Consider the following 15399-nt stretch of genomic DNA (forward strand, 5'->3'; position numbering starts at 1 on the left):
ATGTTGGCCATGATGATTTCCTTTCGGGTTGCCAAGGTCGCGCCCATCGCGTCCTTGTTGTGATCCGTCAGGCGGGGGACGGGCGGGCCGCACCCCGCAGCGCAGCGAAGGGGCCGCAACAGCGTGGAGGACCGGCAGGCACGGGAAATTTGCCTCGCGAGGAATCCGCGCAGCGGAGGGGAAATTTCTTGGGCCGTACGGTTGCGGCCATCAAGCCCGAGGCGCAGCCGCGACCTCGCCAGGATTCACGACGAGACAAGGACGCCTGGGACGCACCTTTCCCGAAAGGCCTCATGGCCTAGCACGTTCACCATGCCTGCGTTGAGACCTCAGCGGCCACCACCCTTGCGTCATCAGTCAGAGTCGCAACAACGTTAGAAGCCCCTGCGGCATCCATCCGGCACCCCACACCGCACGCCGCCTGCCAGGTCAACCAGGACGGTGCCCACACCTTGCGGTCTGCGTCACTCCCTGCGTCATGCCCGCCAGCGTGGGGGAAGAGGGCACACCAGGCAACCCAGCGCAGCGAGCTGAGGCGTAGCACCCGGCTCGCGCAGCGGGGTGATGCAGGTCCGGAGTCGAAGCACGAACGCTTCCGGCCCGCTCAGGCAAGCGCAGCGCGCAGGCGTGAAGGATCGAAGCCGAAGGGCCGTGACGGCTATGACGGCACGGGGCGCAGCCCGAGAGCCTGGCGGCGCTGGGCGCCGACACGCCCACCCAGACGCACCACAGCCCAGGTCACATGAAGAAGCTACCCTGGTCCGAATAGCCCATAGGGTCGATCTCCAGTTGAGCCAGCCAGGGCTGGACCGCTCGCTTGCAGGAAAAGTCCTCACCGCCGTCCTGAATCCAGGCGCCGAGACGGCGCTCCACCCACGCGTGAGCATGGGCGTCGCCATCGCGTAAACCATTGAATCGGTCGGGCTCAATGCCCTCATGCCGCGGATCGAGCACCACGTTGATCGACAGTTCATCGCCGCTGATGGCATCCACACTGGCCACGGCCATATGGCCACCCTCAAGGTCGAAGCGGTAGATGTGCCGCTTGCAAAGCTGGCTGTGCGGATTGCCGCCGGGCCACCAGTTGTCGCTAGGCTCCAGGCCGAACAGTCGCTGCTCCAGCCCCGCATTGATGGCAGCGACCATCAGGTTGCGCCAGCCCGTCCACCGTGCACTTCGCTTTTTGCTCAGGGGGAAGTTGCGGAACGGCGAGTACGAGTGCTCGAACTCGGGGACCAGACGCAGATCCCCTGTGGCGTTGTAGCCCAGCTCCTGGAGTCGCCGCACCATGCGCGCATTGCTGGGCTTGGGCACCTCGACGGTCGTTCGACCGGCGAGAGCAGCGCGTAGCGCCGCATGCGTCTTGAAGCCGAGCGCCGACGCGAGGGCTTCACTGAGATGAGCGGACGAGACACCGCTGACGCGGTGCTGGGCACTGTGCTTGAGATTGCGCACGGCCGCAGCGGAGACGAAGAATGTCGAATCAGACATGCCAAATTCCTTTGTGCATGGTCGATGACTGCCGATTACGCACCGACCGGAGGAATGGACACGGTCTGCGATCAGAGAAGGGAAGCGAGAAACGTCGTTTAACCCGGCAGCAGGTTCAGCGTGACGCGGCTGTGTCGGCATTCTATGCGCTGATGCCGATCGCGTGGGCACCAGTGCTCGTGCAAGCACTTGCGCGCCGCCACGCCGCCGCCTGATCGAAGGCGGCGGCGTGGCGTTTTTTTGAGGCCCCGTTCAGCCCATGCGGCGCGCACCCAAGTCGGAAGCTACAAGGCCCCGGGCGGCAAGCGCCGGGGCCTTGCAGGGCTTTGCGGACCTGCCTGCGTCAATCGTCAGATGCTTCCGCCTCTGTGTGCTTCACTGTTTCTGGCACCTCGCGACCGAACACGGCCGGCATCCAGCCGCTGCCCTCGGCCAGTCGCTCGGCCTCCTGAGCAATCTCGGCTTTCTTGAGCTTGGACAGGCGGGACACTTCATTCGGCGCGAACTGCGCCACCGCGTTCAGGATGGCGACCTTGGGCACGTGCTGGAAATAGCTCTCGGCCGTGGGTTTCCACCAAGCGGCCATGTCAAGGCCCAGAGCCTGCGCCAGTTCAGCGCCAGGCTGACTGGCGGTCGTGCGGGGCGTCACGACGTCCACCGCTGGGGCGGTGCACAGCGCCAACAGTTGCACCAGTTCGTCCTGGGACTTGTCCAGTAGCACGGTGAACAGCTCGCCCGGTTCCTGCGGCAGACGGTCGGCCCAGGCATGCCGCAGTTCGCGCAGCGCGAGCGCGGCGGACGACCCGGGCCAGTCGGGTGCCAGGTCTTCCAGGCGATCACGCAGGCTCATGCGCAAGCCCAGGGGCAGGGCGTTGCGGTAGCCGCCCTGCAGGGCCTGCTGCACCAGAGCGTGTACCAGCGCAGCCAGCGCCACCTGCGGCTGGCGCGCGAGCTCGATCTGCAGGGCGGCGGTGCGGTGGGCGCTCAGGCGCTGCGCCAGCCGGTCGGACAAGTGTTCCGCGCCGTGCGGCGCATCGCCCGTGGGTGATCCGTCCGAATCGCTGTCATCGTCGCCAGGGGTCTGGCCGTTGGCGGCGCGTTGCCGCGCCGCGCCCAGCGCGCGCAGCGCCTTGGCTTCGGCATCGCGCAACAGTCCCCGGTGGATCATGGGCTGCCCCTCGCGGTCCAGCGTCACGATGGCCCCGGCCATCGCGCGGACCTCGGGCGCATGCCCGATCAATAAGGACTGCACAGCTTCCAGCTCGGTCGCCAGGGCCTCGCGGCGCTGGTGCAGGGTTTCGGCCTTGTCCTCATCGTCCGCGTCGTAGGCTTCTTCCAGCCCGGCATCGGTGCGGGTGATGCGGACTTGCAGCACCTCCATGCGCCGCACCTCGCGCGCCGTGGGTTCGCGGCGCGTGCGCGGTGCGTTCTGGAACGCTTGCCGCTCGGCGGGGGTCAGGTGCGGCACCGCCTCCACCCAGGCCCAGCCCTCGGCGCGCACAGGTTCGGCCATCGCCTCCAGCTTCTCGCGCACCAGTTTCTCCAGCAGCGCGGCATCGGTCAGGGTGGTGCCGGTGTCCTCGTCTTCGGCGAACAGGTCGCGGCGAATGCCACCACCGGCGACGGTGTAGGCATCCAGGCCGACGAATTGCACCAGCGCATGGTCGGCGCCGATTTCTCGCTCGGTCAGGCGCTGGCGCAACGCGCCGGGGCTGCGCTGCCATTCGGGCGCATCGTAGAACGCAGCCTCCTGGGCGGCGTGGTCGTCGGTCACGGCCAGCGCCATCAACTGGTCCAGGCTGAGGGCGTCGGCGCGGTAGTCGGCCATCAGCCGGGGCGAGACGTTGGCGAGCCTGAGGCGGCGCTGCACCACCAGCGGCGTGACGCCGAAGTCGGCCGCGATGTCTTCCACCGGCCGCCCCTCGGCCACCAGAGCGGCGAAGGCTTCGAACTGGTCGGCCGGGTGCATGGCCTCACGCTGCACGTTCTCGGTCAGGCTGGCGGTGCGTGCGCTGCTGTCGGCCACCAGCAGGCAGGGCACGTCCCAATCCCTGGCTATGCGACGTTTTTTGGCCAGCAGCTTGAGGGCCGCGAAGCGGCGGCCTCCGGCCACCACCTCGTAGTGCCCACCGTCCGCAGCCAGGGTGACGGTGAGGTTCTGCAGCAGGCCCACGCGTCCGATGCTAGCGGCCAGCGCTTCGATGGACGGACCTGCCGTCTTGCGCACGTTGCGGCGCGACGGGCGCAGCCGCGACAGCGGCACGAGCAGCATCTGCTGCGAGGGCTGGGCGGGCACCTGCGGTGCAGGAAAGGTTTGCAGGGCCTGGACTTCGGGATGGGTGAGTGCGTTCATGGTGAAACTCCTGTGGGTTGGTGCATGAGGAAAACGGGACGGTGCGCGGCGGCAGGGCCAAGCCCCGCGCGCCGCGCGGGGGGATGGAAGGGGGATCAGCCCTTGAGCTGGCGCAGGCCATCGGCCAATAGCCACAGGGCGCGGTTCAGGCGCAGGTTCTGGTCGATGCCCTGCACGGGGCGGGTGCTCTGGCGCCGCCCGTTGGCATTGCGCCCCGTCAGCCCGCCCTTGATCAGGTTCTCCTGGGTGCGGTTGAACACGCTCCACAGGTCGCGCCGGTCGTCGTCGTGGCGACGCGGCATCAGGATTTGCGATTCGGTGACGGGCGGTGCCTTCTCGGCGTCGTCGTACTTGAGGGCCAGCGCGGCCCGCGCGAACACCTCGGATTCGCCTGTGTCCAGCGCCACGGCCTGCATGGCCTCGCGCGACTCCTGCGCCTGCCCAAAGCCCTGCAACACGGTGTAGGCGCCTTCGATCACCTGGGCGGCCACGTCGCCCTTGTGCGGCACGCGCACATCGGCCACGGTGTCGCCGCACACCAGACCGTTCTGGCAGACGAAGCGGAGCATGCCGGCCAGCATCTGGTAGCTGCTGGTGCCATCGTGCGAGTTGAGCAGGATGATTTCGTTGGCCTCGCGACCGTTGATCTGGCTGGCGTGGCGAAGCCGGATGAGGTGCTTGGTGAATTCGCGCCGGTCATCGTGGCGCACGCGGGTCTGGCACACCATGAAGGGTTGAAAGCCCTCGCCGCGCAGTTCCTGCAGCACGGTGGCGGTGGGGATGTAGCTGTAGCGCTCGGAGCGGCTGCCGTGTGGCGCCTCGGCAAAGATCGATGGCGCCACGGCACGGATCTGCTCATCCGACAGCGGGGATTCGGAACGCAGCACCGGCGAACGCGGTGCGAAGCGGGAAGCGAGTTGCATGGTCATTTCTCCAAATGAAGCTGGCTGTTGAAACCCCCACCGGATTCCTAGATTCGGAGCCCTCTTCGGGTCTTCCGGTGGGGTGGGCGCAGAGACCTGGGCCGGCCCCTTCGCCACCGTCTTTCCTGAGTTCATCGCCCGCGACCAAAGGAGCGCGCCGCCCGGTGCCGTCAAGGAGGCAAGCGCCAGGGCTGGTGCGGCCCGCAGGCGCAGCCGAGGACACGGCCTGGCGCGCCTTGACGGCACCGGGCGGCGGGCTACGGTCGCGCCAGTGGTGATGGACGAGGGAAGAGGGCGCCAGTGGCCCTTGGCCGCTGATGGCGCCGACCCCACGCAAGCGCAGCGCGCAGGACCGGACCTGAGGTCGGTCCGAAGGCGTTAGCCGACCGGAGGGAAGGGAACGATGGAAGCCAGCCAGGGGCGAGATGGCGGGACTGCAGGGCCCGTGGGCTCGATGCGCAGCACGACAGCGCGGCCGGCCAACCCCCAATGGCCGGAGACGCCCGGTTGCCGGGATGGCTCTACGATGACGGCATGCCCGAGAAAGACACCGCCCATTCCGACGACCCACTGGATCAGATGCTCACCCGCTCCGATGCGTTGATGGAGCGACTGACCGAGCTGCTCGACGAGGCCGATTTCGATGGTTCTCCGCGAGGCGAAGCAGCCCTGGGCATGTGCGTGGTGGCCATGGAGCACGCGACAGCGCTGCGCGCCCTGATGGCCCTGGGCTTGCCAACCTCGGCCGTGAGCCTGATGCGCCTGCAGTTCGAGGCCCTGACCCGTGCCATGTGGCTCATCTATGCCGCCAGCGACGCCGCTATCGAAAAGCTGTCGGCTCCGCTCACACTCGAAACCGAACAGGCTGCCAAGAACCTGCCCAGCGCAAAGGAAATGATCGACCAGATCGGCAAGCGGGTCGGGCAGGGTGTGCCCGCAGCGGCCCACGGGATGCTGACCCAGTTCAAGGACGTGTCCTGGAACGCGATGAACTCGTTCGTGCACGGCGGCATCCACCCGCTGCGGCGCAGCGCGGATGGTTTCCCCGCGCACTTGGCCTTGCAGGTGCTGCGCAACTCCAATGGTCTGAGCACCATGACCGGCATGACGATGGCCGTGCTCACCGGCGACGAATCCATCGTCCAGCCGATGAGCAAGATCCAGCCGGCGTTCGCCGATTGCCTGCCGGATCTGATCAAACCCTGAAAACCAGGGCGTCCGTGACGCCCTGGTGGCCGGTCAGACAACGATGCGTCCGGCCAGCCGCGCGTTCCGCGCATAGGCGCTCAGGCGCTTTTCGGCACGAAAGTGCAGGTCGAGCTCAACCGGCAACCCGAGCCGACCGCGCACCGTCATCAGCTCCTGAAGACTGACCCAGCCCATCTCGGGCGCGCCCAGGCCCAGGTCGCACAGACCGAAAGCATGATCATGGTCGTCCGGGTCGATCTCGGTCAGCATCCAGGTTGCGCAGGCGTCGGGTGTGAACAGCTTGACCACGGGTGCCGGGTCGAAGTCAGGGTTCTGCAACGATTCGCGGCCATTGGCCAGCAGCAGCACGCGCTGCTCGTCGGGAATGAGTGTGTTCATGGTGAACTCCAGGAGAAATGCCGGGCGGGATTGCCCGCAGCCTCCGGGTCACGGCGCAGCGCAGCGGTCAAGGTTCGAAGACGGCCGCCGAGGCCGCCAGCGCAGCGCAGGTGCGCGCCGACCTTGACGGCGAGAACGACGTGGCACGCTAGGTGCAACAGCAAGCCAGCCCACCACTGCCCAGATGCTCCGATCGGGCGGAGCGCGTTCAGGAAACCTGCGATTCCCGACGACGGAACGACTCCGGCGCCGCACACAGGCCGAGAGCATCCTCAACCATGTCGCCATCTGATTTCGTCGCGAGCGCCCCCATTTTTACGGCTATGCGCGACTCCAGAGAGCCTCGGGGGGCCACCACCAGAATGACGGAGCCTTCGCAAACCAATTCGTGGTCGTCGGATGCTTGAATGCAGAACTTCGCGCTTCGCTGCCCCAGGCGTTCAACCCATCCCCGCAGCTTCAGGATTGATCCCGGCGGGATCGGCCCCTTGTGCTCCAGCTCGATCGTCCGGCCCACCACGACCTCCGAGATGGCATCCACGTGCCGCTGCAGCTCGCGGATGCAGATGGATTCGACGACGGCGACCAGATACCCGGTCGCCAGGCATTCGATCAACCTCTGCGCATAGTCGCTCCCATGCGGGAGCCTGGAGAACAGCGCCCGGGCCGTCTGTTCGGGCGGCACGCTGTAGGTTTCTTCAAAGGAAATTTCACTGATGCCTTGGTGGTTCATGGAAATGGGAAGTGGGTTGACGACGTGCATTCGCTCTCCGAAACCCCGCGTCAAATCGGGGTGACGGGTACAGCGTTCGATCCTCGTTTGGATGCATCGTGTCTTCAACCCAGCCAGGCGTGCTCCAGCGTAGCTGGCTCGATGCGGATGTCCGTTCGAGGCCGAAGCGGAAGTCCCGCCGCATCAGGCCTCGAAGCCAAGAAGCGCTCGTGCCACTGAGCGGTAGCACGCTGTTGGGCTGGAAACGAAAATCCGGGAGCCGGTGTGGCTCCCGGTCGTGTGGGCTCAGATCAGCCCGCGTTCTGCAAAGGACAGGATCGTCGGCCCGGCCACGATCAAGTGATCGACGACCCGCACGTCCACCAGCGACAGCGCGCTCTTGAGGGTCTGGGTCAGTTGCTCATCGGCCCGCGAGGGCTCGGCCACGCCCGATGGGTGGTTGTGCACCAGGACGATGGCCGCCGTGTTGTGTGCCAAGGCTTCCTTGACCACCTCGCGCGGATAGACCGATGTCTGGGTCACGGTGCCGCGGAACATCTCGACGTACTCGATGACCCGGTGTTGCGCGTCCAGGTGGATCACTGCGAACACCTCGTGCTCCAGCGTGCCCAGCTTGATGCGCAGGAAGTCGCGCACAGCCTGCGGCGACGACAGCATCTCGGTGCCGCGCAACTGGCCTGCCAGCACCCGCAGCGCGGCCTGCAGCACCTCTGCCGGCTCGGCCGGACGGTAGCTGCCCGCGACATCGCGAACGAGCAGGGAGGAATCGATGGAAGACGTGAACGACAGGGAAGACAGCTGCGACATGATCGGCTCCGGTTCGGAATCGGGCGGGATTGCCCGGAACCGGCCACCCACGCCGCAGCGCAAGCAGTCAGGGGTCGGAGGCGCAGCCAGAGACGGCCGCCAGGACGCCAGCGTGCAAGGCACGCGCAGCCTTTGACGGCGAGAACGGCGTGGTAGGTTGAAAGGGCACAGCAAGACCGCCACCCCACGCACGCCACCACAGCCCCCGCAAGCGCAGAGCGCAGCGGCCATGCCGCAGAGACGTCAGGGATCAGAGCCGGATGGTCGGGATTCGACGCGAAGCCCGGGGCGCAGCCCGCGAGCCCGGCGGCAGGACGCCGAGACGCGAAGGGTGATGTTCACTGCACAGTAAAGATCACACTATTGGCGAATATGCAGGAATGCAAGTACCAATGAGGCGCTGATCGCTCGGCCGGTGCTTCAAGCACACAGCGTCATTTGGATGCGAGATGGTTCTTTAGTAGGAACCAGCACATGTTGAGCGCGAAGGAGCGGCCAAGGCGGGTCATCTGATCATCTGGAATACCTACCGGGCGATGGGCGCCCGGACTCAGAAATCCGAATACACCTGCCAAGCCCTTTTCTTCTTCGGGCGTGACCTCGCCGCTCGTGCGCAGGAACGCCAGCACTTCGCCCCATTTCGACGGGTTGTAGTTCGCGGGAACCGGCGCGCGTGATGCTACGTCGGCGGCAACGTCCGCCGCCAGCGTCTCTAGCGCGACACGGGCATTTACGAGGGCCGCGTTGTAGTCGGGTGGAGTCGCGCGAAAGGCCTGGGCCGAATCACCGATCTTGGCGATGATCTCCTGCGCGCGCGGCGCTCCCGAGTTCTGCAGCGCCACGATCAGGTCATCCTCCAGTGGGGCCGCATCCGCAATCGACGGGTCGATCTGCACGAGCTTCGTGTCTTCCACGATGTAGCCATCCAGGAGCAGGCATTGCGTCAGATCATGCATACGCTCGTCGAATCGGTACTTCGGATTCACTCTTGCTCGCAGGTCACCCTTGGTGGCCACGACTTCGGCCAGCACAAGCATCAGGGGGCGTTCGTCAAGCCCGCGCAACGTGTTCAAGAGCCCATACAGCAATTGGCCTGGCGACAACGACAGGTGTTGCACGCCGTACTTGCTGAGCAGCACGACGGACAACATGGGCTCCTGGAGCTCCAGGAATTGTGCGAGGGAATAGCGAGTCCTCGTTCCGATCATGTCTGGTTCCTTTCGTCGGACGGCTCGGCATGGGGGGCCGGGAACAGTCAATAGCGCCATGATAACGCCAGTTTGCACGATAACAGTGAATGTGTTATCGTGCGGAACTAAAGTTATTCAGGATGAGCCTTGCCAACCCTCGCGACCGCCGTTCTGCGCTACCTCCACGAGGTCCTGGGCATTGAAGCGCCAGGCGTGAAGCCGTGGGCGCGTGCAAACGAACTGCCGTACTTCCTTCGCGATGCCTTCCAGTTCAGCGAGCTAGAACTGCTGGGGCAGCCCATTGTCCTGGCAATAGGACGCGCGGAGGCCAAGCAGTCTCTCAGCGAAGTCCGGACCTGGCTGGACAAGGTTAAGGCCCTGGCCGGTCAGCCGGCGGTCTATGTCACCGATGCACTGGCCTCCTATGACCGTCGACGCTTGATCGAGCAAAAAGTCCCGTTTATCGTGCCGGGCAACCAACTCTATCTGCCGGACCTAGGTCTGGACCTGCGCGAGTATTTTCGGCAGCGCGCGCCGGCCACGGAAGCGCTGAGCCCTTCCGCGCAAGCCATGCTGATCACCGCCTTGCTGCGCCAGCCGTGGCAATCCGATTGGCAGCCCTCCAAGGTCGCAGTCGCCTTGGGCTACACGCCCATGACACTGTCACGCGCGGTCAAGGAACTGACTGCGGCCGGGCTGGCTACGGCATACACGGTCGGCCGCTCGCGCTGGCTGCGAATGGAACTCCCGCCGGAGCAGGTCTGGGAGCGTGCGAAGCCCGCACTGCGGACGCCGGTCAGGCGTACGGTCTGGGTGGCCGCCCATGGCATCGTTGCGCACCGGCCCAGCCGCCTCGCGGGTCTGAGCGCGCTCGCGCGCTATTCCATGCTGACCGAGCCGAAATGGCCGGTGTTTGCGTTGACCGCCGCTGACTGGAAGGCTGCGACGGATGCCGGCGTTCGCGAGTTGCCTGAACCTGAAGCGGGCGCCCAAGAATGGCAGCTGTGGAGCTACAGCCCGGCGTTGGTGCCAGATGCCAACACGGTGGACCCGCTCTCGCTGACGCTCAGCCTGCAGGAGAACGCCGACGACCGAATCCAGCTCGCACTGGATGAACTGAAAGGACAACTTCCATGGTGAGAGGCTTGGACATTTTCCAGGAGCGGTTTGCGGCATACGTCGATCAGTACGTCCTGATTGGCGGCACGGCCGCGACCTTGACGATGGAGGAGGCCGGGCTGGAATTCCGAGCCACCAAAGACCTGGACATCGTCCTGCATGTGGAGGCGCTGACCCCGGCATTTGGCGAGGCCTTCTGGAAATTTGTCGAGGACGGCGGCTATGAAATCCGCCAGGCCAGCGACACCGGAAAACCAATCTTCTATCGGTTCCAGAAGCCCGCTGATGCTCGCTACCCGGCGATGGTCGAGCTGTTTGCGAGAGCCCCCGACGGATTGCAACCGGCTGATGGCAGTCAGCTGACACCAATACCACTCGACGAAGCAGTCTCCAGCTTGTCTGCCATCTTGCTAGACGAGGTCTACTACGCATTCATCATGGCTGGGCGCCGCGAAGTCGATGGCCTGCCCTGGGTCGGTGAAGACCGCCTGATCCCGCTCAAGGCCATCGCGTGGCTGGAACTCACGGCGCGAAAAGAGCAGGGCGCCAAGTTGGACGCCAAGGACGTGCGCAAGCACCTCAACGATGTTCTGCGCCTTTCACAACTGCTCGCGCCCGCCACACGCATCGCGGTCGATGAAAAGATCAGCGCCGACATGACGCGGTTCCTTGTTGCCGTCGCGGCCGACCCCTCCATTGACCCGAAAGCGCTGCAGCTTGGCAACGTCGCTGTTGCCGAATTGGTAGCCCGAATCGCCCAGGCATATGAAATTGAACTGCCTGCGCAGGCGGGGGGATGACGGACGAGAAGTCAAGCGGAGCGGGTCGATGGGCAGCCAGCCCGACCGGAACTCAAAAAAACTGAGGAGGAGACATGACATTGTTCAAGGCTTGGTGTGCTGGCACCAAGGACAAAAGCAAGAAGAAAACGTTCCGAACATACTCGGAGAAAGATGGCGGCCGTGCAGCTGTTCTTACGCAACTGGGCGAAGCCGTCAGGACGCACTACGACCAGGCTGACCGGATCGCTGACGATGTCGCCCGCCTTGGGTACGACGGCGCCTCCGAAATTCTGAGGGCACTGCTGCCTCAGTCGAAACGCGCGCGCTCCGGAGATCTCGGCGAAATCCTGGCCTCTGAACTGGTTGAAGAGGACATGGGCTTTCGTGTTCCCGTTCGGCGGATGCGCTTCAAAGATGGGCGGGAGGTCGCAATGCGCGGCGACGATTTCATCGGCGTGGGCTACGACCCCGATGAAAAGCTTTGGCTGCTAAAGGGCGAGTCGAAAAGCCGCGCGAACCTTGGCAACGTGACGATTGCCGAAGCGCGTGAAGCCCTGAACCGGTACGGTGGCCGCTGCACGCCGGATTCCTTGCTGTTCATCGCGAATCGGCTCCTCGAAAGCGCCGACAAAGATGATGTCGAACTCGGCCGGACGATCCGCGACGAGGTCGGGCTGAAAGCTCTGCGCGCCAATCGCATCGACCATATGCTGTTCACCGTGTCCGGCAACGCGCCGGCTGCGAAGCTGCAGAAGGATTTGGAGGAGGCCGGCGATGACCGCAACCAGCACGTCGTCAGCCTTCACATCGAAGACCACCAAGCGTTCATTGCCGAAGTCTACGAGGAGGCGATGAATCTTGGAAACAAGTGATGAACTGCAGGCCTTCCTGACCAGGGCGACGCAAGACGGTGTTTGGGGGCGGCTGCTGGACCGCGGCGCGGCATGGTCGATCATGCGTCAAGCGGGGGTGCTGCCGGAGGATGCACCGCCACTCGGCGAGCAGATTGACATCGACCTGGCAGAACACGGCTTTTCGATCTTGCGTGCGGCGTTGTCACTGCGCGAACTCGACGGCACATCGGCTCTTTGCCAGCGTGCGTTCGAGCGCGCCGGCAATGCCTTTGAGTCGCTGGTTCGCAATGGTGCCCCAGAGGCTGAGGAGCGTGGCTTCTACCGCACGATTGCGGGCGCTGCCTACCATCTCGCGGGCTATTCCGCGATCGCCTACTCGCTGTTCGGCGAGCAGCAAGTCTCCGATCTCAATGCCAACGCGGCTGAAGCCGCATTGATCCTTCTGATCCTGCGCGACCTTGATCGTCTAAGGACGTATGTCAAATCCCAACTGCTGGATGAAGACAACGACGATGCCAACGTCTCCGCCTTGCTGGAGGATGGGGAAATCGATTCCGACGAGGCGATTTCGATCGTCCTCAACACCGTGGTCTGCCGCGCCCTGGCGTTTTTCGACTTTGCCCTTCAAACCGGCGAGGTGTCGTTGCTGGACACCGCGAAGGAACTGCTGGACACAGCCCTCGACCTTGCTGACGCTGCTGCGTCAGTGTCGTTGTGGTGGATTGTCCGGCTGTGCCGAAACATGCTCGACGATCTGTGGGCGCACTCCTTGCACGAGACTCTTCCAATCGATCCGCCTGATGGTGGCCAGGAGCAATACGCCGAGTTGCGGCGGCTTTTCATCGCGTCGCTGTACGCGCGCAAGAGCGCCGAGCTCGAGTTGTGGCCATCACAGCGCGAAGCCGCCAAGCGATCCACTGATGTGTCCGACGATCTGGTCGTCTCCTTGCCAACCAGTGCGGGGAAGACGCGCATCGCAGAGATCGCCGCCCTGATGTGCTTGGCGGGCGGTAAGCGCGTGTTGATCGTCACGCCGCTACGCGCGCTTTCGGCGCAGACCGAGCGAACCTTTCGCCAGACTTTTTCACCGCTTGGGTTCTCGGTCTCCTCACTCTACGGCGCGAGTGGCCTGTCAGCCGGCGATGAGGACGCCCTGCGATCGATGGACATCATCATCGCCACCCCGGAAAAACTCGACTTCGCGTTGCGCAATGACGCGTCGCTGATCGACGATATCGGATTGGTCGTGCTCGATGAGGGCCATCTCATTGGCCCAACCGAGCGAGAGATTCGCTACGAGATTCTGGTGCAGAAGCTGCTGCGCCGGGCGGATGCAGGTACACGACGAATCGTCTGTCTGTCTGCCATTCTTCCGGATGGCCAACAGCTCGAAGACCTGACGGCGTGGATTCGCAGTGACGTTGAAGGCGAGCCGGTGCGATCATCCTGGCGGCCCACTCGCCAGCGTTTCGGTACGTTGGTCTGGCAGGGCGATGCAGCAAAGCTCAACTATGACCTTGAGCAGCAGGGCCCGTTCCTGGCCCGATTCGTTGAACAGATTCCGCCGCGGAAACCAGACCGGACGCCATACCCTCGAAAGACCAAGGACCTGACATTGTTCGCAGCATGGCGGTTTGCTGGGCAAGGCAAGCGAACACTGATCTTCTCCACGCAAGCCAATTGGGTCGAAGGCTACGGAGAGTCGGCTGTCGAGCTACACCGTCGCGGCTACCTGCCGACCTTGCTCGACGACGAAACGTCGGTGCAACGGGCGCTCGAAGTGGGACGAGAGTGGTTGGGCGAACAGCACCCTGCGGTTGCTTGCCTTAAATTGGGCGTTGCGGTTCACCATGGCCGCCTGCCAAGCCCCTTCCTTCGCGAACTCGAAGCGCTGCTTGCCAAGGGTGTGCTGAAGGTGATCGTGGCGTCGCCGACGCTTTCGCAGGGTCTGAACCTGAACGCCGCTGTGCTTCTGGTGCCGTACCTGGTGCGATCAGGCAAGGTTATTTCAGGCGAAGAATTTGCCAATGTTGCAGGCCGCGCCGGCAGAGCCTTTGTCGATGTCGAAGGGCTGGTCGTTCATGTGATCTTGGACAAGCCGACTTGGCGCCTGACGCAATGGCGCAGTCTCGTTCAATCAGCCAAGGCACGCACGTTGCAAAGCGGGCTCTACCAGATCATTGCCGAAATCATCGAGCGACTGGCGCGAGAAGGCGTGTTGAAACGTGCCGACGCCATCGAGTACCTGTCGAACTCACGGGAAGCGTGGAAGTCGCAAGCCGAGGAGGACCCGCTGCTCGGGATCTCCGAGCAGGCGGGAGATGGCGACGAAGAGGAAGAGGAGAAGATCGAGGAAGAGCCCATGTCGCATCTGGTCGAGAAGCTCGACGCGACAGTGTTGGGCTTGGTCGACGCGCTGGACGCGGATAGTGAAGATTTGCCGCGCCTTCTCGACGAAGCGTTGCAAGGGTCACTTTGGGCTCGCCAGATTGGCAGGGAGGATGAGTCCGAGCAACAGGCGCACAAGGCGATCCTGGAGGCCCGCGCGAACGTGATCTGGAGTCACACCACGCCTAACGTTCGAAAGGGGCACTATGCGATGGGAGTGGGGCTTGAAGCCGGCTTGGCTATCGACAGCATGGCTGACGTGTTGGGTGAGTTGCTCGACCAAGCTGACGAGGCAGCATTACGCGACGACGGTGAGGGGCTTGCCGTCGCCCTTGCTCAACTTGCCGCACGGCTGCTCGTTATCCGTCCATTCGTGCCCGACAAAAAGAACGCGCTTCCGGCAGACTGGGGTGATCTTCTGAAGGAATGGGTGTCGGGCACGGGCGTGAATGTCATCGGCCCCAAGAACATGCGCATCGTCGAAGATGCGTTTGCGTACCGCCTGGTCTGGGCGCTCGAAGCGCTGAGGACCCGCCGGGTCACACTGGGCTGGTCGTCGGAGATCGTTTCCGGAGGGGGTGCTGCATCGGTGGAAACCGGCGTGCCCCAACTCATGATGTCCATGCTCATTCGAGCAGGGTTGCCGTCACGCCGAGCTGCCATGGCTGCAATCCGCACTACAGGCACCGTTTTCGTCACCGTCTCTGGTATGCGGGAGTGGTTAGCCAGCGATGAGATCGCGGGCCTGACCAATGCCGGCGGGTTTCCGACACCCGAGACGGCCTTGCTTTGGCAGCGTTTCCGAGACGAAATGCTGAGTGGGGTGCAGCAGAAGTGGAGTGTCGGAAGCGGGGCCCGCGCTTTGTCTCTTCGTGCCGCCGACAAGGCGCCGGCTGCAGGTTTCTACCGGATTGAGATTGACGCACCCGACGGTGAAGCGTGGCTGACGTCGCCCGACTATCGGCGGGTGGCCAAGTTCAAGACCCGCGTGAAAGGTTCATGGCGTGGCCTGCTTGCGGCGCGACTCGAGGAAGGCCAGCGATCGGCCCAGATCGAACGCTTTGGGCCGGGCAAAGTAACTTGGCCGACTTGAGGCTTGTCGTTCAATCACCATAGCCCTTTAAGATGTGAGCATGTGTAAATAAAGCGCGACGAGTGAGATTTCAAGTGTC

13 protein-coding genes are annotated in these 15399 nt (G+C 64.2%); 6 read left to right on the forward strand and 7 right to left on the reverse strand.

The genetic code is table 11. The features are described from left to right. Positions 1-738: 738 nt before the first annotated feature. From Q7J58_RS15820 to Q7J58_RS15830, 3 genes are all read right to left on the reverse strand, one after another. Positions 739-1491, reverse strand: coding sequence for a hypothetical protein (locus tag Q7J58_RS15820; protein WP_291096885.1), 753 nt, complete (start codon positions 1489-1491; stop codon positions 739-741). Between the two features lie 343 nt (positions 1492-1834). Beyond that, the gene (locus tag Q7J58_RS15825; protein ID WP_304830147.1) at positions 1835-3844 is read right to left on the reverse strand and encodes a ParB/RepB/Spo0J family partition protein; all 2010 of its coding nucleotides are present in this window, start codon (positions 3842-3844) and stop codon (positions 1835-1837) included. A gap of 95 nt (positions 3845-3939) precedes the next feature. Further along, a complete protein-coding gene (locus Q7J58_RS15830) occupies positions 3940-4767 on the reverse strand; it encodes a DUF932 domain-containing protein (RefSeq protein ID WP_304830149.1) in 828 nt (275 codons plus the stop codon). A 534-nt stretch (positions 4768-5301) separates the two neighbouring features. Between Q7J58_RS15830 and Q7J58_RS15835 the strand changes: the two genes are divergently transcribed. Continuing rightward, positions 5302-5973, forward strand: a complete 672-nt coding sequence (locus Q7J58_RS15835; protein ID WP_304830151.1) for a hypothetical protein — start codon at positions 5302-5304, stop codon at positions 5971-5973. Positions 5974-6006: 33 nt separating this feature from the next. On the opposite strand, the gene Q7J58_RS15840 is transcribed toward Q7J58_RS15835, so the two are convergent. Continuing rightward, positions 6007-6354 (reverse strand): DUF2958 domain-containing protein, encoded by a 348-nt coding sequence (locus Q7J58_RS15840; RefSeq protein ID WP_304830153.1) that lies wholly within the window; start codon positions 6352-6354, stop codon positions 6007-6009. A 17-nt stretch (positions 6355-6371) separates the two neighbouring features. Here Q7J58_RS15840 and Q7J58_RS15845 point away from each other — a divergent pair, with 17 nt between their 5' ends. After that, entirely contained in the window at positions 6372-6506 is a 135-nt protein-coding gene (locus Q7J58_RS15845) for a hypothetical protein (protein ID WP_304830155.1), read from the forward strand. Positions 6507-6562: 56 nt separating this feature from the next. Here Q7J58_RS15845 and Q7J58_RS15850 read toward each other — a convergent pair whose 3' ends face one another. From Q7J58_RS15850 to Q7J58_RS15860, 3 genes are all read right to left on the reverse strand, one after another. Beyond that, a complete protein-coding gene (locus tag Q7J58_RS15850; protein WP_304830157.1) occupies positions 6563-7087 on the reverse strand; it encodes a hotdog domain-containing protein in 525 nt (174 codons plus the stop codon). A gap of 285 nt (positions 7088-7372) precedes the next feature. Beyond that, on the reverse strand, positions 7373-7894 hold the full coding sequence (radC, locus tag Q7J58_RS15855; RefSeq protein ID WP_304830159.1) for a DNA repair protein RadC: 522 nt from the start codon (positions 7892-7894) through the stop codon (positions 7373-7375). A 434-nt stretch (positions 7895-8328) separates the two neighbouring features. Beyond that, entirely contained in the window at positions 8329-9045 is a 717-nt protein-coding gene (locus Q7J58_RS15860; protein WP_304830160.1) for a hypothetical protein, read from the reverse strand. A gap of 186 nt (positions 9046-9231) precedes the next feature. On the opposite strand from Q7J58_RS15860, the gene Q7J58_RS15865 reads away from it, so the two are divergent. The 4 genes from Q7J58_RS15865 (at position 9232) to Q7J58_RS15880 (ending at position 15320) form a co-directional block, all read left to right on the forward strand. Continuing rightward, a complete protein-coding gene (locus Q7J58_RS15865; RefSeq protein WP_304830162.1) occupies positions 9232-10224 on the forward strand; it encodes a hypothetical protein in 993 nt (330 codons plus the stop codon). Positions 10225-10229: 5 nt separating this feature from the next. Further along, positions 10230-11003, forward strand: a complete 774-nt coding sequence (locus Q7J58_RS15870; RefSeq protein ID WP_304830164.1) for a hypothetical protein — start codon at positions 10230-10232, stop codon at positions 11001-11003. Between the two features lie 74 nt (positions 11004-11077). Beyond that, on the forward strand, positions 11078-11857 hold the full coding sequence (locus tag Q7J58_RS15875; protein ID WP_304830166.1) for a Hachiman antiphage defense system protein HamA: 780 nt from the start codon (positions 11078-11080) through the stop codon (positions 11855-11857). Continuing rightward, positions 11844-15320 carry a DEAD/DEAH box helicase gene (locus Q7J58_RS15880; RefSeq protein ID WP_304830168.1) on the forward strand — a complete coding sequence of 1159 codons (3477 nt, stop codon included), beginning with the start codon at positions 11844-11846 and terminating at the stop codon, positions 15318-15320. The genes Q7J58_RS15875 and Q7J58_RS15880 overlap by 14 nt, the downstream gene beginning before the upstream one ends. Positions 15321-15399: the final 79 nt, after the last annotated feature.

Source organism: Hydrogenophaga sp., from assembly GCF_030656115.1.
Lineage (GTDB): Bacteria > Pseudomonadota > Gammaproteobacteria > Burkholderiales > Burkholderiaceae_C > Hydrogenophaga.